Here is a 20,352-nt window from a genome sequence, read left to right as displayed (position 1 = left end):
TCTGGACTTTCGCTACAGCCCTGTAGAGTTCGACGGCGGAGCGTCTGGGCCCGAGCCGGGAGGTTGGCGAAGAGGAGGATCGGTGTCTCTACCCCGGAGGGGGTAGTGCCTCGCGGGACAATGGGTCCGTGGCGATCCCCTGGATCGACAAAGACCCTGGCCTCCTCGTGGAGGCCAGGGTCCCTGGATTCACCGGTATCGCTGGAACGCGATGTCTCAGTATTCGTCGAACATCCGCTGGATACGCTCAGGCCTGCAGGTCTTCGTCAGCGCCAGCTGCAACAACACGCGGGACTTGGGTGGGTTGAATTCACCCGAGGCGACGAAGCCCTTCTGGTCGTCGTTGATTTCATTGTCCCGCAGCACCAGCCCGGTGGGCACGCGCGAGCTGCGCACCACCGCCACGCCGTGCTCCCGCTGGACCTTCTCCAACGTGTCGATGGACGCCTGCGTCATGTTCCCGTCCCCCACGCCCGCGATGACCAGCCCCTGCGCGCCATTGTCCACGGCCGCTTCGATGAGGTCCGGGCTCATGTTCGCGTGCGCATAGAGGATGTCCACGCGCGGCAGCGTCTTGAGGCCCTTCACGGAGAACTCCGTGGCCTTGGTGTGCTTCTTGTCCACCGGGTCCATCCAGGTGATGGCCCCCGTGTTGACCAGCCCCGCGGGCCCCCGGTTCGGACTGTGGAACGTCTCCACGTTGGTGGTGTTCATCTTGGTGACGTTCCGGGCCGCGTGGATTTCGTCGTTGATGACCACCAGCACGCCCCGGCCCCGGGCCTCCGGGGACGCCGCCACCGCCACGCCGTTGTAGAGGTTCGCCGGCCCGTCCGCGCTGATCGCCGTGGCCGGACGCATCGAGCCCACCAGCACCACCGGCTTGTCGCTCTTCACCACCAGGTCCAGGAAGTACGCCGTCTCCTCCAGCGTGTCCGTGCCGTGCGTCACCACGATGCCGTCCACGTCTGGTGACGCGAGCAGCGCGTTGACCCGCGCCGCCAGCTTCAGCCACACCGTGTCGTTCATGTCCTGGCTGCCAATGTTCACGACCTGCTCACCACTCAGCCTGGCGAGCGTGTCCAGGTGGGGCACCCCCTGGATGAGGTCCTCCACCTTGAAGGCACCGGACTTGTAGCCATACGAACCTGAATCCCCCTGCGCTCCCGCGATGGTTCCTCCGGTGGCGACGATGCGCACCTTCGCCTTCGGGCCCTGCGCCGTCGGGGCCTTCGCTGCGGGCTGCGCCGAGGGCAGGGTGGGAAGCAGGAGCGCCAGGATGGCCGCGAGCGTGCAGGCGAGGGATTGGCGTCGCATCTTCATGGTCATTCCTTCCTGCTCAGTGCAGGTCCGGGGGCGGCACGCCTCCGGCTTGCGTCCACTCGTCGATGGCCCGGCGCACCACGTCCCGGAGGTCCTGCCCGATGCGCGGGTAGGCGTCATCGTCCAGGTTCGCCAGGGACACGCGGGCCGACCAGGGCGGGCCCTCGAAGCCGCTGCCATTGAGCAGCACCACGCCGTGGCGCCGCGCCAGGGTGAAGACGATGTCCAGCGGGTCGTGGTGCTCTTCGACGAAGCGGACGAAGTCCTCGCCGATGTGCTCCCGGCACCATGCCTCCAGGTCGAGCGTCTGGTAGTAGGCCGTGCGCAGCGGGTCGTCCCACAGGGGGATGCCCATCCCGTCGAACAGCGCCTTGAGCCGGTCCTGGCAGATGCGCTGACAGCGCTTCTTGTAGACGTTGTCCTTGTCCAGCAATGAGAACAGCGAGAACAGCGTCATCTGGAGCTGCTGGGGCAGGGACAGGCCCGCGGTGTGGTTCAGCGCCACCGCGCGGCTGTCCGCCACCAGCCGGTCGATGAACTTCAGCTTGCCCGGGTTCAACGTGATGGAGCCATACCGCTCCTCCATCAGCGCCCGCTGCGCCGGGGGCTGCCGCGCGAGCGCCTCGTCGAGGATGTTGTCCTGGTGCAGCGCCACGACGCCCAGCCGCCAGCCCGTGCAGCCGAAGTGCTTGGAGTAGGAGTAGACGAGCAGCGTGTTGCGCGGCAGGTCCGCCGCGATGGAGCGGAAGCCGTTGACGAAGGTGCCATAGACGTCGTCGGTGAGGATGAGCAGGTCCGGCCGGCGCGTGCGCACCAGCTCCACCAGCCGGTCGACGGATTCCTGCTGGATGGCCACCGCGCCCGGGTTGGAGGGATTGACGACGAAGAAGGCCTTGATGCGCGGGTCCTCCAGCTTGCGCAGCTCCGAGTCCGGGTACTGCCACGTGTGGACGCCGTCCTTCGTGTGGGCGCTCTGCTGGATGTCCACCGTGTGGAGGGAGAACTCCTCCAGGCGGGGGATCTCCAGGTACGGCGTGAAGATGGGCGCGCCCAGGGCGATGGTGTCTCCTTTCTGGAGCAGGCCGTTCACCATCAGCGAGCGGAAGATGTACGTCATCGCGGCGGTGCCACCTTCGACGGCGAAGAGGTCGAAGTGCCCGGGGGGCGGACGGCCCGCGAACAGCTCCCGCGCCAGGTATTCGTGCACGATGCGCTCGGCATGCACGAGCATCCGGTCGGGCACCGGGTAGTTGTCCCCGATGGCCGCGTCGGTGAGCTCCCAGACGAAGCGGTCCGGGTTGAAGCCAAGCATGGACTCGCCGTACTCCAACGCGTCGCGCAGCAGTTGCACGCCCGCGTCATCGTCGCTCGCGTTCAAGAAGTCGTGCAGGCGGCGCGCGATGCCCGGGGAGCGGGGCATGCCCGCGAGCCCCACGCCGGGCTCGTCCCATGCGCGCCGGCTCTCCGCGAGCGCGAACTGGCCCAGCAGGAAGAAGGCCTCGCGGGGCGTGGTGGCGATCCAGTTGGGGTTGCCCCGCCCGGCGTTGAGCATCACCGCCGCGCGCGTCTTCACCGCCTCGTCGGCGACCTGGATGAGCTCGTCCTTCAGCTCGAAGGGACTGAGCCTGCGCAGCTCGCTGTCGGAGGGGGATTCCTGCTCTCCCGCCGACAGGGTGTCCTGGGACGTGTCCTCGGTCATGTCGCCATCCTTCCGTGTCCATCCAACGGTGACCCGCCCCCGGGACGCAGGCCATGCGCCTGGAGGGGAGGGGGAGCGGTACCAGCAGGCGTTGCCTTGGGTGGTGCGCCGAACGCGGCGGGTGGGCCTGGCGGGGTGAAAAAACACGACCGGCGAGCGCACTCGGGCTGGCGGCGACGAAGGAAGGGGCAAGGTCGGACAGACAGTCCGCCGGAGTCGAGACCCTCCATGAGCTCTTGGAATTGCCGTGTCGCGGATACACAGCGCGAGTTGGATGACGCGCTCCGTGTCCGCTGGGAAGTGTTCGGGGTGGAGATGCGGATGCTGGGCGACAAGAAGCCGCAGGCGCCGCGTGAGGCCAACTGCTTCGACACGTTGCCGACCACCGCGCACGTCGTCGTCTATTCGGACCAGGAGGCGGTGGCGACCGCGCGGTTGCTCCTGCCCAATGCGGAGGTGGCGTCCTCGGCGGGCAGCCTGATGGGGCTCGACATCGAGCGGAAGCTGGACCTGTCGGAGCTCGCCGCGCCGGGGCGCGTGTTCGCGGAGACGACGCGCTACTGCGCTCGCCAGAAGTGGCGCAAACGCTCAGTGCTGCACCTCCAGGCGTGCCTCTACCGCGAGAGCCTCCGCCGGGGCGTCACCCATTGGATCGCCGCCGCGAACATGGAGACCGACAGCGCCGAGGAGGCCAGCCTCATCTACCGGGCCGCCGCGCGCCGGGGTTGGGTGAGTGAGCGATTCCGGGTGCGGACCCTCGAATTTCCCACGCCGCCGTACCCGCCGGTGGCGATGCGCCTGGGCCCGACGCAGTTGGAGCGCGCGCGGCAGGGCGAACTGGACGACCTGAAGATGCCGCCCGTGCTGTCGCTCTTCGCGGACAAGATGGGCGCGCGCTTCATTGGACCTCCCCACTACGACACGGCGTTCCACCGCTTCACGGTGCCGCTCGTCGCCGCGCTGGACGAGATTCCCCAGGGCACGCTGCGCCTCTTCGACACGCTGGACGCTGACGCCGCCTGACGCCGGGCTGGATCGCTCCCTTTCTTTCCCTTCACCCCTTCAACCACCACGCCGGACCCTCTCGGGGCCCGGAGCAGGAGACGTGTATGTGCAAGCAGCCCAAGCAGGAGCAGACGACGAAGACGGACTGGATGGCTTCCCTGCGGAATGAGGCGCGGATGCTCGTGCGGGAGCTGGATGCGAAGCCCGGCGCCCGGCGCCTCTTCGAGGGCCGCATCCGCCAGGACGACTACGCCCATTACCTCATCCAGACGTACCAGTACGTGCGCTGGAGCACGGGGTTCCTCAAGGACTCGGGCGAGCGCATGAAGAAGGAAGGCCAGCACACCGCGCTCGCGGACCTGCTGATCCAGAAGGCCGGGGAGGAGAATGGCCATGAGAAGTGGCTGCTGGCGGACCTGAAGAACCTGGGGTGGATGCCGGAGCGGGTGGAGCGCGCGCCGGTCTGCTCCGCGGTGCGGGCCTACGTGGAGTGGAACCGCTTCACCACGCTGTCGGGCGTGCCCACGGCGTTCCTGGGCACGGCCTACGTGCTGGAATACCTCTCCGTGGAGCGCGCCCCGGCGTCGGTGGACCGGCTCATCGCGGACAGCGGCATCCCGAACATCCACAAGGCGGTCACCTTCCTGCGCGGCCACGGCAACGCGGACGGGGACCACGTGGCGGAACTGGAGGCGGTGCTGGGCCAGCTCGAGTCCCCGGAGGAGCAGGCCGCGCTGCTCCTGTCGGCCCGCACCACGCGCGCCCTGTTTCCGAGCTTCTTCCGGGAGCCCTGAAAGCGCCATCCCCCGGGAGAGGTAAAGACAGTCAACGCCCGTCTGGACATCCTGCGCCCCGAACACCGACCTCTTGGGGGCGTCACACAGGCATGAAGATTCATCGGATGTTGGCAGTGGTCGCGGGACTGTTCCTGGCGGGTTGCGGCGGCGGAGACGACCCGGGGGAGGACAACACTCCCCCGGTGACGTGTTCGGCGGCGAATTGCACGGGCTGCTGTTTCAACAACACCTGCCAGACGGGGAACACCGCATCCGCGTGTGGCAAGGCCGGGGCCACGTGCAAGGCGTGCAACGCGGCCCAGGTCTGCAAGACGGAGCAGACGTGTGGTGCGGACCCGGCGGCTGTCTGGTTCGTCCAGCCCACGTCCGCTCAAATCACGGCCAGCAACAATGGCACGGCCTGGGATGCGGATGGCTCCGCGCCGGATGTCTTCGTGGAGATGCAATGCCCGGGGGCGACGGTGGCCTCCGTCACACCAGCAGTGGAGAGCTATACGCCCGCGTGGACTTCGGGCGGGTGCACCGCGACCGCCGGTCGCCTGCTCGCGGAGCCCTGGGCCTTCCGCGTCTGGGACAGTGATGTCAGCGTCAACGACACCATCACCGGTGTCCTCCTGTATCAGTTCAGGGAGGAGGACTTCACCGCGGGCCGTGTCACGCTCCAGCCTTCGGGGGGAATGACGTCCATCACCCTCAGCGTGCGGAAGCAACCGTAACGCGTTGTCACTCGCAGCAAAGGGGCCCGGGGGAAACCGCCTCCGGGCCCCTTCTTCTGTCCGTGACTCACCCCGGCTTCTGCCTCCAGGCCGCGTGGTAGAGCAGGTCCGTGCGGCTCTCCATGCCCAGCTTGGGGAAGATGTTCCGCAGGTGGGTCTTCACCGTGTTGAGCTTCAGTCCCAGCTCGTGGGCGATGGTCTCGTTGGCCCAGTTGCTGAGCACGCCCTCGACGACGTCCGCCTCGCGCTTGGAGATCATCTGACGCCACTGCTCCGGCATGGGAATGGCCCGGGAACACTCCTGGAACACCAGCGCCCAGGGGCGGATGCCGCGCTGTTCAGGCAGCTCCACGAACGTCACCTTCAGGTCGCGCTGCTGCCCTGAGCGCACCCACGTGTCCACGCCCAGCTTGCGCTCCGTCCCCGGGGCCCTCAGCTTTCGCAGGTGCTCCCTCAAGTCGGAGGGGAGCTGGGCGTCATGGACCTTCAGCTCCGGATACCAGCGCTTCAGGATCTCCGTCGCGCCCGGCGTCCTCAGTCGCTCACGCTCTGGCGGATCCAACACGACGCACTCGGCGCCCTGGTGGCGGAAGAGCGCGTCCAGCAGGTCGCCGCGCATCGCCTCGCTGCCGAACAGGCGGCAGTTGCGCACGGTGTTCACCAGGTAGGGCGTCAGCCAGTTCAGCAGCGCCTGCTCGCGCGCGGAGAAGGGCTGGGCGTGCTCCCGGTACAGCGTGAAGCCTCCGTGCCAGTCCTGCCGCAAGTCCAGCAGCACCGCCATCACGTGCTCCAGCGGCAGCCCCAGCTCCCGGCAACGCAGGTACAAGAGGCTTCGCTTCAACTCCCGGCGCGACAGCATGTCCGAATCCCGGAGCGCCACGTTGGGCTGCTTCACCACCGACTCGCGCACGAAGTCCACCGCCGCCAGCTCCGGGTAGTGCGCGAAAAGCACTCCAGGCGCTCCCAGGCCCAGCCACTCGTAGTCGCCGGGTCGCTCCGGCCGAGACACGCACAGCGCCGCGTAGTCGGAGGGCAGCAGCTGCGTGATGGTGCCCTGCGCTCGCGTCAGGACCTCCGTCAGGTCCAGGGAGCTGGAGAGCGCCTGGGTCAACTCGGAGATGAGCGCCTGCTCGCGCGCGTTGAGGTTCATCGGGCCTCCCAGCCGGTACAGGCAATGGCATAGCGGTGGGGAGGGCTTCGGGTCTGTAACCCGCAAGGGGTATGGACGGGCCCCCTGTCTGGAAGGCCCGTCCATGCTTGTCATTGATGTGCGCGTGGGGTCAGTTGCCCGCGCTGCCCTGGGCGGGCGGCGTGCCCGTGGTGGGGCTGGCGGAGCTGCCCATCTGCTTGTTCTTGTCCCAGGCTGGCGGCGTCACTTCCATCTGCGCGCCCTTGTTGCCCGGGGTGCCGGTGTTCGGGACGCTCGGCTGCAGCGTGGACCCTTCGCCCGTGGTGTTGCTGCCCTGCTCCGGCGTGCCGGAGCCGCCCACACCCTCGTCGATGCGGTCCGGATCCGCGACGCTGTCCGCGCCGTCGTCATCCGGCTGGAGGACGCCCGAACTGCCCGAGCCTCCCGTGGCCCGGTCCCAGCGCTCCGCGCTGTCCTGGGGTGCGTCGGTGCTCGGCTGCTCCAACGGTGGGGTTTCGTGGTCGGTGTGGCTCTGCGCGAACGCCTGTCCGGAGACGGCGAAGGTGGCCAGTGCTGCCATCAGGGGGAGCTTCATCGGTGTCGCTCCTTGGGAAGAACGGGTTGGTTCTCCCAAGGTGGCGACCGTCGGGTGGGAAACAAGCGCTTGACGCGCACCCGCCCCGGGGTCGGATTCCCGCTGGCAGGGCGGGCAGGCAGCCTTCAGCCCGCCAGCGCCTTCGGCGGCACGATGCCCACGGCCCACGCGGTGAGCTTGCGCAGCAACTCCGCGCGGTCCTCGGGCACGGAGAAGAGGTGGTCGGCGCGCGGGTAGAAGGCGTAGGTGACGCGGTGCTCCAGCTTCAGCGGCGAGAACATCTCGTAGAACTGGCGCTCGTAGTTGAAGGAGAGCCCCATGCCGCCGGAGAACACGAAGCAGAGGTTCACGCCCCGCTCCAGCAGCTTCGCGTAGTCCTCCGTCAGCCGCGTCTGCTCCGGGTACTCGCGCGTGTAGACCTCGTCCGCTTCGCCGGCTTCACGCAGCTGGGAGGGCAGCTTTCGCTTGCGCAGGAAGCGGGTCCAGCGACGGGGGCTCAGGTAGCGCAGCTGGAAGCGCAGGTGGTAGCCCACCGTGCGGTACGTGTAGCCGTCGATGAAGGCCGCGCCCACCACGCGCGGATCCTGCACCGCCACGGAATGCACGCTGTCCACGCCGGAGCACAGGCCGATGAGCGCGAAGTCGCGCTGGCCCTTCTTCTGCTCCAGGTAGTCGAGCGCGGCGCGCGTCTCCTCGCGGGCCCGCGCGAACTCGTCGGGTCCGCCTTCGCGACGCGGGCGGCTGTCGCCCAGGCCGGACAGGTCGAATCTCAGCGTGGTGAAGCCGCGCGCCGCCAGCAGCCGCGCCAGCTCCACCCACAGTCGGTAGGGCCCCACGTGGTGGTTCAGGCCCACATTGGAGAGCACCACCGCGGGTGCTCCCGGGAGCACCTTCGCCGGATCCGGCTCCGTCAGCACGCCCATGAGGCTCTGCTCGGGGCCGAAGGTACAGATGCGTTCGCGCATCACGCGGCCTCCTTCAGGAGCGAGGTGATGGTCTGCAGGATTCGGTTGGACAGGAGCGCGGACTCCTGCCCGCCTCCCGCGCCACCTTCTTCCCGCACGACGTGGTTCTGGAAGGGAAGCCCTGTCGCCTCCAGGTGCTGCTGGAGGCGCTGGTACTCCGGCTTGGTGCCGGAGGCCACCAGGTGCGTGCGCGTCGAGGGCCACGCGGGCATCGCGGCCAGGTCCAGCGCGAGGATGTCCTCGCGCAGGGGCCGGGGGAAGGCGAAGCCGAGCAGCTCCTCGCGCACCTCCAGCGGACTGTCCACCTGGGGGAACAGGGTGCGGGTGGCCCGTCGGGTCTGGAGCAGCTCCAGCTCCTTCAGGTAGGCGGCCCCCTCCACCAGCGGCTCCCAGAGCACGAGCCCCGCGGTGGACAGGCCCTCCGCCGCGGCGCGCACGGCGAGCGCCGCGCCCAGCCGCATGCCCACGAGCGCCACGCGCTGCACGCCCGTCATGTCCTGCAACTCGGCGACGGCCAGCCGGATGTCCTGGACCCAGGAGGCCACGCGGCCCTCGTGGACCTCTCCGGCGGAGTCTCCCGTGCCGTAGTAGTCGAAGCGGAAGACGTGGAAGCCTTCCCGCGCGAGCATTCCGGCCAGCTTCCGGAAGGCCCAGTGCGTCAGCATGTATTCCTGGGCGGCGGGATAGCAGAGCACCACCCCGGTGGCGCGTTCAGCGCCCTGGGCGGGGTGGTGCATGCCGAACAGCTGTCTTTCGGAGCTGCCGAAGAAGCAGGGCGTCACGATGGGACCATTCTCCTCGAAGGGTCGCTCGGTCCTAGCGTCCCGGAATCTTTCCCTTCAGCTTATTGAACAAGCGTTGCGCCAGGGGAACAGAAGTCTCCGGGGTGGCAATCTTTGTCGGGGTGGCCGGCTGCTGCGTCGCGGTGGCCGCCGGGGCCACGGGCGTGAACTGCGACGCCACCTGCTCCAGCGTGTTGAGCAGCAGGGTGCGCGGGTGCAGGGCCTGTCCCAGCTCCTTCTGCACGCGCATCACCACCTGGAACGACAGCAGCGAGTGCCCGCCGATGTTGAAGAAGTTGTCGTGCACGCCCACCTGCGCGATGCCGAGCACCTCCCGCCAGATGCGGGCCAGGTGCTTCTCCATCTCCGTGCGGGGCGCGACGAACGCGTCCTCGGCGGGACGCGCGGCGCCAGCCGGAGGCGGCAGGGCCTTGCGGTCCACCTTGCCGTTGGGCGTGAGGGGCAGCGCCTCCAGCTCCACGAAGTGCTGCGGGACCATGTACTGCGGAAGCTGCGAGCGCAGGTGCTTGCGCAGCTCCGTGTCCGTGTACGCCTGTCCCGGCTTCGACACGAGGTACGCGACGAGGCGGCGGTCGCCGGGCCGGTCCTCGCGCACGAGGGCGACGGCCTGGGCGAGGGAGGGGTGCGAAGCGAGCGCCGCTTCGACTTCGCCCAACTCGATGCGGAAGCCGCGCAGCTTCACCTGCGAGTCATTGCGTCCCAGGTACTCGACGGTGCCATCCGCGAGCCAGCGAGCGAGGTCGCCGGTGCGGTACATGCGCTCGCCCTGGCGGAAGGGGTTGGGCAGGAAGCGCTCCTGCGTCAGCTCCGGGCGGTGGAGGTAGCCCAGGGTGACGCCATCGCCGCCGATGTAAAGCTCACCTGCGACGCCAACGGGCACGGGGGCCAGGTGGGCGTCGAGGAGGTAGAGCTGGGTGTTGGCGATGGGGCGGCCGATGCGGATGGAGGAGAGGGGAGGCTGCACGCGCCAGGTGGTGGACCAGACGGTGGTCTCGGTGGGGCCGTACATGTTCCAGAGGCTGCCGACGCGGGCGAGGAGGGCCTCGGCCAGTTCGCGGGGCAGGGCCTCGCCGCCGCAGAGGGCCTTGAAGCCCGGGCGGGGCTGCCAGCCGGCCTCCAGCAGCAGACGCCAGGTGGAGGGCGTGGCCTGCATGACGGTGACGCCTTGCGACTCCAGCGCGGCCTTCAACAGGGGGCCATCCGCCGCCGTCTCGCGCGAGGCGAGGACGACCTGGGCACCCGTGGTGAGCGGGAGGAAGAGTTCCAGGACGGCGATGTCGAAGGAGAGCGTGGTGACGGCGAGCAGCACGTCCTGGGCAGTGAGGCCCGGGGCCTCCTGCATGGTGGCGAGGAAGTTCACCACCGCGCGGTGCGGGACGCGCACGCCCTTGGGCTTGCCCGTCGAACCCGACGTGTAGATGACGTACGCCACTTCCTCCGGCGAGACGGAGAGCGGCTCGGGAGCCGTGTCCGCCTGCGAGGTCGTGTCCTCGACGAAGAGCGACTTCGCGGTGGTGGAGGGCAGGGTGCCCTGGAGCGCGCGCTGGGTAAGGACGAGCGAGAGCTGCGCGTCCTCGACCATGAAGGAGAGGCGCTCGGGCGGGAAGCCTGGATCCAACGGGACGTAGCCGGCACCGGCCTGGAGGATGCCCAGCAGGCCGACGACCATGTCCGGGCCGCGCTCGGTGAAGAGACCGACGAGGCTGCCGGGCGTGACACCGGCCTGCTTGAGCGCGTGCGCCACCTGATGGCCGCGCTGGATGAGCTGACGGTAGGTGAGCGTCACTGTGCCGGAGCGCAGGGCGACGGCGTCGGGGGTGGCCTCGGCCTGGGCGGCGACGAGGGTGTGGACGAAGGCTTCGCGGTTGAAGGGCTGGGTGGTGGCGTTCCAGTCCACCAGCACGCGCTGCTTCTCCGCTTCCGGCAAGAGCGGCAGGCGCGCGACGGGCACCTCCGCGTCCGACACCGCGGCGCGCAGCAGCGTGCGGATCTGCTCGAGCATGCGGACGACGGTGTCCCGCTCGAACAGGTCGGTGTTGTAGTCCATGCCGCCGACGATGCCGTGGGCCGTCTCCTTTACCCAGAAGCTCAGGTCCAGCGGCGTCGCGTGCGCGTGCACGTGCACCTGGCCGTAGGTGAGGCCTCCCAGGGTGTTGCCCCGGTTGCGCACGTCCTGGAAGGTGAAGAACGTCTGGAACAGCGGCGTGCGGCTCAGGTCGCGCTGCACCCCCAACTGCTGGAGCAGCAGCTCGATGGGCATGTCCTGGTGGCCGAAGGCCTCCATGCACGTGGTGCGGACGCGGTCCAGCAACTGCCGGAACGTCAGCTCCGGTCCCATCTGCGTGCGCAGCACGAGCGTGTTGACGAAGAAGCCGAGCAGGTCCTCCACCTCGGGATGCGAGCGGCCCCGGATGGGCGTGCCCACCACCAGGTCCTCCTGCCCCGAGTAGCGGTGCAGCAGCGTCTTGAAGGCCGTGAGCAGCACCATGTACAGCGTGGCGTTCGAATCGCGCCCCAGCTTCGTGAGCGCGCCGACTTCCGCCCCGGTGAGGACGAAGGGCTCGGTGCCGCCCTTGAGGCTCATCTGCGCGGGGCGCGGCTTGTCGGTGGGCAGCTCCAGCGCAGGCAGGTTCCCGGAGAGCTTCTGCCGCCAGTAGAGGGCCTGGCGCTCCAGCTCCTCACCCTGGAGCCAGTTGCGGTGCCACTCGGTGAAGTCCGCGTACTGGATGGGCAGGGCGGGGAGCTTGGGCTCCTTGCCCAACGTGAGCGCGGCGTAGAACACGTCCAGGTCGCGCAGGAACACGTCGAACGACCACCCATCCCAGATGAGGTGATGGGGCATGAAGAAGAGGACGTGCTCGTGGGCCCCCATGCGGAACAGGGTGAGCCGGAACAGCGGCGGCGCGGTGATGGGGATGGACTCGTCCGCCAGCGCCTGGAGGCGGCGCAGCAGGTCCTCCTCGCGCAGGTTCGCGGGCACCGGCTCCAGGTCCACCGGCTCCAGCTCCACCGTCAGCGACGGCGCGATGTGCTGCACCGGCGTGCCTTCATCCCAGCGGACGAAGGTGCGCAGGGCGGAGTGACGCGCAAGCAACCTGTCGAAGCTGCCGCGCAGCGCGCCCACGTCCAGCTCCCCGTGGATGCGGAACGCCGCGGGCAGGTTGTAGACGGCGGTGCCCTGATTGAGTTGCTCCAGGAACCACAGCCGCTGCTGCATCAGTGACAGCGGTGCGGGCGCCGTGCCCGCGCGCGGCGTGATGCGCTGCGCGGGGCTCGTGGCCCCGTCGTCACCGCGCACCAGCCGGGCCAGCTTCTCCACGGTGGGCGCTTCGAACATCCGGCGCAGCGTGAGGCTGACGTCCAGGGCGCGGCTCGCGCGCGTGAGGGCCTGCGAGGCCAGCAGGGAGTGTCCGCCCAGCCGGAAGAAGTCGGCCGTGACGCTCACCCGACGCAGGCCCAGCACGTCGGCGAAGATGTCCGCCAGCTTCTGCTCCGTCTCATCGCGGGGCGCGACGTACGCGTCCTCGTGGATGCCCACCTGCGGCGACGGCAGCGCCTTGCGGTCCACCTTGCCGTTCGGCGTGAGCGGCAGCGCGGGCAGCGCCACGAAGTGCTGCGGCACCATGTACTCCGGCAGCCCCTGCTTGAGGTGCGCGCGGAGGGCCTCGCCCGGAGGCGTCGTCTGGCCGGGCCGCGCGATGAGGTAGGCGACGAGGCGACGGTCGCCGGGCCGGTCCTCGCGCACGAGGGCGACGGCCTGGGCGAGGGAGGGGTGCGAAGCGAGCGCCGCTTCGACTTCGCCCAGCTCGATGCGGAAGCCGCGCAGCTTCACCTGCGAGTCATTGCGTCCCAGGTACTCGACGGTGCCGTCGGCGAGCCAGCGAGCGAGGTCGCCGGTGCGGTACATGCGCTCGCCCTGGCGGAAGGGGTTGGGCAGGAAGCGCTCCTGCGTCAATTCTGGACGGTGGAGGTAGCCCAGGGTGACGCCATCGCCGCCGATGTAGAGCTCACCTGCGACGCCGACGGGCACGGGGGCCAGGTGGGCGTCGAGGAGGTAGAGCTGGGTGTTGGCGATGGGGCGGCCGATGCGGATGGAGGAGAGGGGAGGCTGCACGCGCCAGGTGGTGGACCAGACGGTGGTCTCGGTGGGGCCGTACATGTTCCAGAGGCTGCCGACGCGGGCGAGGAGGGCCTCGGCGAGTTCGCGGGGCAGGGCCTCGCCGCCGCAGAGGGCCTTGAAGCCCGGGCGGGGCTGCCAGCCGGCCTCCAGCAGCAGACGCCAGGTGGAGGGCGTGGCCTGCATGACGGTGACGCCTTGCGACTCCAGCGCGGCCTTGAGGAGCGCGCCGTCGGAAGCGGTCTCACGCGAGGCGAGGACGACCTGGGCTCCGGTGGTGAGCGGGAGGAAGAGCTCCAGGACGGCGATGTCGAAGGAGAGCGTGGTGACAGCGAGCAGGACGTCCTGGGCGGTGAGGCCCGGGGCTTCCTGCATGGTGGCGAGGAAGTTCACCACCGCGCGGTGGGGCACGCGCACGCCCTTGGGCTTGCCCGTCGAACCCGACGTGTAGATGACGTACGCCACTTCCTCCGGAGAGACGGAGGGTGACGGGGGCACGGACTCGGGCTGCGAGGCCGTGTCCTCCAGCAGGAGCGGCTTCACGGTGGTGGAGGGCAGGGCCGCCACCAACGACTGCTGCGTGAGGATGGTGGAGAGCTTCGCATCCTCGACCATGAAGGAGAGGCGCTCGGGCGGGAAGCCCGGATCCAGCGGGACGTAGCCGGCACCGGCCTGGAGGATGCCCAGCAGGCCGACGACCATGTCCGGGCCGCGCTCGGTGAAGAGCCCGACGAGGCTTCCGGGCGTGACACCGGCCTGCTTGAGCGCGTGCGCCACCTGATGGCCGCGCTGGACGAGCTGTCGGTAGGTGAGCGTCACGGCGCCGGAGCGCAGGGCGACGGCGTCGGGGGTGGCCTCGGCCTGTGCGGCGACGAGGGTGTGGACGAAGGCTTCGCGGTTGAAGGGCTGGGTGGTGGCGTTCCAGTCCACCAGCACGCGCTGCTTCTCCGCTTCCGGCAGCAGCGGCAGGCGCGCGACCGGGGTCTCCGCGTCGGCGATCACGCCCCGCAGCAATTCTTCGTAACATGACATCCAGCGGCGAACCGTGGAGCCCTCGAAGAGGTCGGTGTTGTACTGGCACTCCAGCACCACGCGGCCGTGGGCCTCGGCCGCGTTGATGAAGAGGTCGAAGTTCTCGAAGTGGCGCGGGTTGCTCGCCAGGGTGCAGGTGAGGCCCTGGAACGAGAGCTGCTCACCCGTGACGGCCTGATCCACGTTGAACAGCACGTTGACCAGCGGCAGGCGGCTCGGGTCTCTCGGCAGCGCGAGCTGCTTGAGCAGCGTGCCGAACGTGTACTCCTGGTGCTCGTAGGCATCGAGCATCGTGGTGCGCAGTTGCTTGAGCACCTGCGTGAAGGGCGCCTCTCCTGACACGTTGCTGCGCAGGGGCAGCGCGTTCACGCAGTGGCCGACCAGATTCTTCAGCCCGGCCACGGACTGACCCGCGGCGGGGATGGCGACCACCACGTCCTCCAGCCCGGTGAGCCGGTGCAGGAGCGCCTTGAAGCTCGCCAGCAGCGTGGTGAAGAAGCTGCCGCCATGGCGCGCGCCCACGCGCTTGAGCTGTTCAATAAGCGCCGGCTCCAGGACGTAGTCCTCGCGCCGGGAGCTGTACGTCTTCGAAGGCGGCCGACGCTTGTCCAGCGGCAGCTCCAGCACCGGCAGCGTGCCGGAGAACTTCTGGAGCCAGTAGCGCTCGTGCTCCGCGTACTCCGCCGTCGTGGCCAACTGCTGCTGCGCGAGGGCGTAGTCGCTGAACAGGGGCGCGGGGGTGATGTCCGGCTGCACCCGACGCACCTGCGCCGAGTAGAACGTCGCCAGGTCGCGCAACATCACCGCCATGGACCAGCCGTCGCACACGATGTGGTGTGCCGTCAGCGTCAACAGGTGCTGATCCTCGGCGAGCCGCACGAGCCTCGGGCGCAGCAGGGGACCAGCCTCCAGGGGCAGCGGCGTCTCCACCTCGTGGGACACCAGCTCGCGGACCCGGGCCTCGCGCTCGGAGGAGGGCAGCGCGTCCAGCTCCACCACGTCCATCATGACGGGCGTGGTGCGCGCCACGCACAACGTGAGGCCATCCGCGCTGAAGGTGCTGCGCAGCGCTTCGTGCTGCTCCACCATGTCCTGGAGCGCCGCGCGCAGGCTCTCGACGTTCAGCGGGCCCTGGAGCCGCAGGGACATGGACTCGTTGAAGGCGCACGACGCGTCGGGGCCCATCTGCACGCCGGTCCACACCTCGCGCTGCGGCTCGGTGGACGGGACGGTGAGCTGAAGGGCAGGCCCGGCGAACGGATCAAAGTCGTCGGGAAGGTCCTGCGTCTCGGGCGTGGAGGGATTCGGGGTCTTCATCGGGTCTCGCTCAACTTGACGAACTTGCCGGGCTGCGACGGATGCGGGACGAACCAGGCGGGGTTGCCCTGCGGATCACGTCCCAGGCGCGCGCCGGGTACCGGAGGCTGATTGGCGTCAAAGGCCACGGCCGCGGGGGCCTGCGTCTGACGGGCCGTGCCGGGCAGGAAGCCCGCGTCCTGCAGCTCCGTGACGCTGTCCTGGAACGCGTTGATGAGGCGCTGGAGGTCCGCGTCCGTGTGGGCGGTGGTGAAGAAGCAGGGAAAGCCGTCCCAGATGTGGATGCCCTTGTCACGCAGCAGGCAGAACAGCAGGTCCCCGTGGGAGATGTCCGCCGTGACGAACGTCTTCCACAGCGACCCGAAGTGCTTGATGCGCAGGGGCGCGCCCACCTCGTCGAAGAACGCGTTGAGCGTGCTGGCCAGCTTGTCCGCCTTCGCGCTCACGCTGCGCTGCAGCTCCGGGCCCGCGGCCTTCATGTGCTCCAGCGCGGCCTTCGCGGCGGCGAGCGCCAGCGGGTGGCGCACGAAGGTGCCGGCGAAGTACGTCACGCCCACCGTGGGCACCGAGTCGTCGCCGAACTGCCACTGGCCGCCGTCCAGCGCGTCCATGAAGGGGCGCTTGCCCGCGATGACGCCAATGGGCATCCCGCCGCCCACGACCTTGCCGTAGGTCGCCACGTCCGCCTGCACGCCGAACACCGCCTGGGCGCCGCCCGGGTGCATGCGGAAGCCGGTGATGACCTCGTCGAAGATGTAGACGGAGCCGGACTTCTGGGTGAGGTCGCGCAGCTGGTGCAGGAACTCGCGCGGCTGGAAGTCGGGACGCCGGCTCTGCACCGGCTCCACCATGATGGCGGCCAGCGAGTCCGCGCGCTGACGCAGGATTTCGAGCGTCTCCGGCGTGCCGTAGTCCAGCACCAGCACGTCCTGCACCGCGCCCGCCATGATGCCCGGGGCGGCCGGCACGGTGCGCAGGCTCTTGGTGCCGCGCACCAGCACCTCGTCGAAGATGCCGTGGTAGCTGCCGGCGAAGATGGCCACCGTGCTGCGGCCGGTGACGGTGCGCGCGATGCGCAGCGCCCCCATCACCGCCTCGGAGCCGGTGTTGCAGAGGGCCGCGCGGTCCGCGCCGGTGAACTCACAGACGAGCTTCGCCACCTCACCCGCGAGCGGGTGCATGGGCCCCAGTTCGTAGCCGTCGTCCACCTGCTTGTGCACCGCCTGGGTGATGAAGTCCGGCGCGTGGCCGAACATCACGGAGCCGAAGCCGTTGAGCGCGTCCAGGTACTGGTTGCCGTCCACGTCCCAGAGCTGCGAGCCCTTGGAGCGGTTCACGGCCAGCGGGTAGATGAGCTCCTTGAGCAGCGGCCGGAAGCCCGTCACCACGCGCGGGTCGGACAACTGGCTCCGGTTCTCCTGGGCCGCGCGCTTGGAGCCCTGCGTCTTCGCGTTGTAGCGGCGGGTGAAGTCCTCCAGGAACGTCTGCTGCCGGGGCGTGAGCGCGTCCTTCGGCGCGAGGCTGATGCGCGCGATGGCGCCGAAGGCCTTCTTCACGTCGTACTTCACCGGCCCCTTCATTTCGGCATCGTCCGCCGGGGCGGCGACGGGCGCGGGGGCCGCGGGAGCCACGGCCACCGGCGCGGGCTGGGCCTGCACGGGCGCGGACTGGAGCTGCACGGGCGCGGTCGCGACCACGCCAGCGGGCTGGCCGGACAGGATGGCGAGCTGCTGGGTCATCAGGCGCAGTTGCTGCTCGATGACGGCCTGGAGCGTGCCAGCGGGCGCGGACGGACCCTGCGCCTGGACCTGGAACACGGGGGCGCTGGCGATGGGCGCGGCGGCGACCTGCTGCTGCGCGAGGATGTTCGCGGCGAGCTGCGCGGGGGCGCTCGGCGCGGCGGCCACGGGAGCAGGGGCGGGCGCGGCCTCCGGGGGCATCCGGCCGTCGAGGAACGCGGCGAGGTCGCCCAGCGACGGCACCTCTTCCAGGAGTTGCCGGAAGGTGACCTTCACGCCGAACTGCTTCTGCACCGCGAGCGCCGCCTGCGTGAGCACCAGCGAGTCGAGCCCCAGCTCCAGGAAGCTCGCGCCCGCGTCGGCATCGCCGAGCTCCAGGCCGCTGAGCTCCTCGAACAGGTTGCGCAGGGTGGGGATGAGACGTTCAGCGCGGGGGGCAGGGGCGGTGCTCACGGCGACTCCGGTGGAGGGTGTGGGGGCGGGCACGGGCGCCCGCTCGAGTTCGATCCAGTGGCGCTGCCGCTGGAAAGGATATGTGGGAAGGGTGACGCGCTGGCGCTGCTCGTCGGCATGGAACGCTGCCTGGTCCAGGGGAACGCCCCGGCGCCAGAGCTGGCCCGCGGCATTCAAGAGGGCGCTCCAGTCGGCCGTGTCGCCACTGGACTCGCCCAGGGAGGTGAACACCCGGGCGCGCTGTTCGGCGGTGGCCTGCTGCCGCGCCAGCGTGGCGAGCGTCACGCGCGGGCCCACCTCCAGCATCAGGTGGTCGCCCTTCTCCCAGAGCGTGCGCAGCGCGGGCGCGAAGCGGACCGTGTCGCGCAGGTGCCGCGCCCAGTAGTCGGGGGACGTCGCCTCGGCGGGCGTGAGCCACGTGCCCGTCGCCGTGGAGACGATGGGGATGCGCGGCTCCGACAGGCGCATGCCCTTCACCGTTTCGAGGAAGGGCGCCACCGCGGCGTCCATCATCGGCGAGTGGAACGCGTGCGACGTCTGGAGCAGCCGGCTGGCCGCGCCTTCCGCTTCCAGCGTGGCCTGGAGCCGCAGCACCGCGTCCGTGGGACCGGAGACGACGCACAGGCGCGGCCCGTTGTCCGACGCGATGGCCATCCCATCCGTCAGCCGGGGCGCCACCGCTTCGGCGGACAGGCGCACCGACAGCATGCTGCCCGGCGCCTGCGCCTGCATGAGCTGGCCGCGCTTCGCGACCAGGTGCAGCGCGTCCTCCAGCGTGAACACACCCGCGAGGCACGCGGCGACGAACTCGCCCACGCTGTGACCCACGAGCGCGCTCGGCCGCACGCCCCAGCTCCACCACAACTGCGCGAGCGCGTACTCCACGGTGAAGAGGGCCGCCTGCGCGAAGGACGTCTGGCGCAGCGCCTCGGCGGCTTCGGGGGACTCCGGGTCCTTCGGGAAGAGCACCTCGCGCAGGTCGCGCCCGAGCAGCGGCTTCAGCACCTCCGCGCACGCATCCACCGTGGCGCGGAAGGCGGGCGCGTGGCGGTACAACCCGTGCGCCATGTCCGGGTGCTGCGAGCCCTGGCCGGGGAAGAGGAACGCGAGGGGCGGGGTGGACTCCAGCGCGGTGGCCTCTGCCCCGGCCGCTGTCAGCGCCTTCACGGCCTCCTCGGCACTGCCCGCGACCACGGCCTTGCGGAAGGGGAACGCGCGACGGCCGGTGGAGAGCGTGTGCGCCACGTCCGCGAGCGGAAGCTCCGGGTTCGCCTGGAGGTGCGCGGCCAGCCGCTGCGCCGCCTGCGTCACGGCCGCGGGCGTCTTCGCGGACAGCAGGAGCAGTTGGACGGGCTTCGACGGGCCGGAGTCAGGCCTCGCGGGAGCCTCCTCCACCACGACGTGCGCGTTGGTGCCGCCCACGCCGAAGGAGCTGACGCCCGCGCGCAGGGGCTCCGTGCCTTCGGGCCACGCGGAGCGCTTCGCCTGGACGAAGAAGGGGCTCTTGCCGAAGTCGATCTTCGGGTTGGGCGTCTGGAAGTGCAGCGTCGGAGGCAGCTCGCGGTGCTTCAGCGCGAGCACCGTCTTGAGCAGGCCCGCCACGCCCGCCGCGGCGGTGAGGTGGCCGAAGTTGCTCTTCACCGAACCAATGGCGCAGAAGCCGGTGTCGGCGGTGTGCGCGCGGAAGGCCTGCGACAGCGCCTCCACTTCGATGGGGTCACCCAGCGGCGTCGCGGTGCCGTGCGCCTCCACGTAGCGGATGGTGCGAGGATCCACGCCCGCGTTCGCATGCGCTGTCGCGATGACGGTGGCCTGTCCCTCCACGCCCGGCGCCGCGAAGCTCATCTTGGCCGCGCCGTCGTTGTTGACGGCCACGCCGCGCAGCACCGCGTGGATGACGTCGCCGTCCGCCTGCGCGTCCGACAGGCGCTTGAGCACCACCGCGCCCACGCCGTCGCTGAAGAGCGTTCCGGTGGCGCTCGCGTCGAAGGGCCGGCAGTGCCCGTCCTGGGAGAGCATGCCGCCCTCCTGGTACAGGTGGCCGGACAACTGCGGCACCGTCACCGCCGCGCCGCCTGCCAGCGCCACGTCGCACTGGTGCGTCTGCAAGGCCCAGAACGCCTGCGCCACCGCGACGAGCGACGTGGAGCACGCGGTGTTGAGTGACAGGGCGGGTCCGCGCAGGTCCAGCTTGTGCGCGACGCGCGTGGCCACGTAGTCCTTCTCGTTGGCCACCATCGCCTGGAAGGCGCCCACCCGGCCCACGATGTCCTGCCGGGGCTGGACGTGCAGCGGCTGGTAGCTGTTGTTGTGCGTGCCCGCGAAGACGCCGATGAGGCCCGGGTACGTCTCCGGCACGCAGCCGGCGGACTCCAGCGCGGACCAGGCCGTCTCCAGGAAGAGGCGCTGCTGCGGATCCATCACCTGCGCCTCCTTCGGCATGATGCCGAAGAAGCCCGCGTCGAACAGCTCCACGCCCTCCAGGATGCCGCGCGCGCGCACGTACTCGGGCGCGTCACGTTCCGTGGCGGCCACGGATGGGTCCACCTGCTCACGCGTGAAGGTCGTGACGGATTCCACCCCGCCGACGAGGTTCTTCCAGAACGTCTCCACGTCGGGAGCGCCCGGGAAGCGGCCCGCCATGCCGATGATGGCCACCGGCTCC

General features: G+C 69.9%; 11 protein-coding genes. 3 read left to right on the top strand and 8 right to left on the bottom strand.

Annotated features, from left to right (window positions below; translation table 11 throughout):
- Positions 1–216: 216 nt before the first annotated feature.
- Positions 217–1,320 (bottom strand): type II asparaginase, encoded by a 1,104-nt coding sequence (locus tag OV208_RS07765; RefSeq protein WP_267573191.1) that lies wholly within the window; start codon positions 1,318–1,320, stop codon positions 217–219.
- A gap of 16 nt (positions 1,321–1,336) precedes the next feature.
- Complete coding sequence (aspD, locus tag OV208_RS07760; RefSeq protein ID WP_267573190.1) at positions 1,337–3,019, bottom strand: aspartate 4-decarboxylase; 1,683 nt, start codon at positions 3,017–3,019, stop codon at positions 1,337–1,339.
- A gap of 228 nt (positions 3,020–3,247) precedes the next feature.
- On the opposite strand from aspD, the gene OV208_RS07755 reads away from it, so the two are divergent.
- From OV208_RS07755 to OV208_RS07745, 3 genes are all read left to right on the top strand, one after another.
- Positions 3,248–4,042 (top strand): GNAT family N-acyltransferase, encoded by a 795-nt coding sequence (locus OV208_RS07755; RefSeq protein ID WP_267573189.1) that lies wholly within the window; start codon positions 3,248–3,250, stop codon positions 4,040–4,042.
- 86 nt (positions 4,043–4,128) lie between these two features.
- A complete protein-coding gene (locus tag OV208_RS07750; RefSeq protein ID WP_267573188.1) occupies positions 4,129–4,818 on the top strand; it encodes an iron-containing redox enzyme family protein in 690 nt (229 codons plus the stop codon).
- Positions 4,819–4,925: 107 nt separating this feature from the next.
- Complete coding sequence (locus OV208_RS07745; RefSeq protein WP_267573187.1) at positions 4,926–5,537, top strand: hypothetical protein; 612 nt, start codon at positions 4,926–4,928, stop codon at positions 5,535–5,537.
- Positions 5,538–5,604: 67 nt separating this feature from the next.
- Here OV208_RS07745 and OV208_RS07740 read toward each other — a convergent pair whose 3' ends face one another.
- From OV208_RS07740 to OV208_RS07715, 6 genes are all read right to left on the bottom strand, one after another.
- The gene (locus OV208_RS07740) at positions 5,605–6,687 is read right to left on the bottom strand and encodes a helix-turn-helix transcriptional regulator (RefSeq protein ID WP_267573186.1); all 1,083 of its coding nucleotides are present in this window, start codon (positions 6,685–6,687) and stop codon (positions 5,605–5,607) included.
- A gap of 130 nt (positions 6,688–6,817) precedes the next feature.
- Positions 6,818–7,261, bottom strand: a complete 444-nt coding sequence (locus tag OV208_RS07735; protein ID WP_267573185.1) for a hypothetical protein — start codon at positions 7,259–7,261, stop codon at positions 6,818–6,820.
- A 125-nt stretch (positions 7,262–7,386) separates the two neighbouring features.
- A complete protein-coding gene (locus OV208_RS07730) occupies positions 7,387–8,226 on the bottom strand; it encodes an alpha/beta fold hydrolase (protein ID WP_267573184.1) in 840 nt (279 codons plus the stop codon).
- The gene (locus OV208_RS07725) at positions 8,226–9,008 is read right to left on the bottom strand and encodes an alpha/beta fold hydrolase (RefSeq protein WP_267573183.1); all 783 of its coding nucleotides are present in this window, start codon (positions 9,006–9,008) and stop codon (positions 8,226–8,228) included. The genes OV208_RS07730 and OV208_RS07725 overlap by 1 nt, the downstream gene beginning before the upstream one ends.
- 34 nt (positions 9,009–9,042) lie before the next feature.
- Positions 9,043–15,495: a non-ribosomal peptide synthetase gene (locus tag OV208_RS07720; RefSeq protein WP_267573182.1), complete on the bottom strand. Its 6,453-nt coding sequence runs from the start codon at positions 15,493–15,495 to the stop codon at positions 9,043–9,045.
- On the bottom strand, positions 15,492–20,352 hold a 4,861-nt coding region (locus OV208_RS07715), incomplete at its 5' end, for a type I polyketide synthase (RefSeq protein WP_267573181.1). The genes OV208_RS07720 and OV208_RS07715, both read right to left, overlap by 4 nt.

It is taken from the genome of Corallococcus sp. bb12-1, from assembly GCF_026626765.1.
Classification (GTDB): domain Bacteria; phylum Myxococcota; class Myxococcia; order Myxococcales; family Myxococcaceae; genus Corallococcus; species Corallococcus terminator.
The sequence above is the reverse complement of the archived record's forward strand: the minus strand, read 5'-3'. Positions and strand labels throughout refer to the sequence as shown.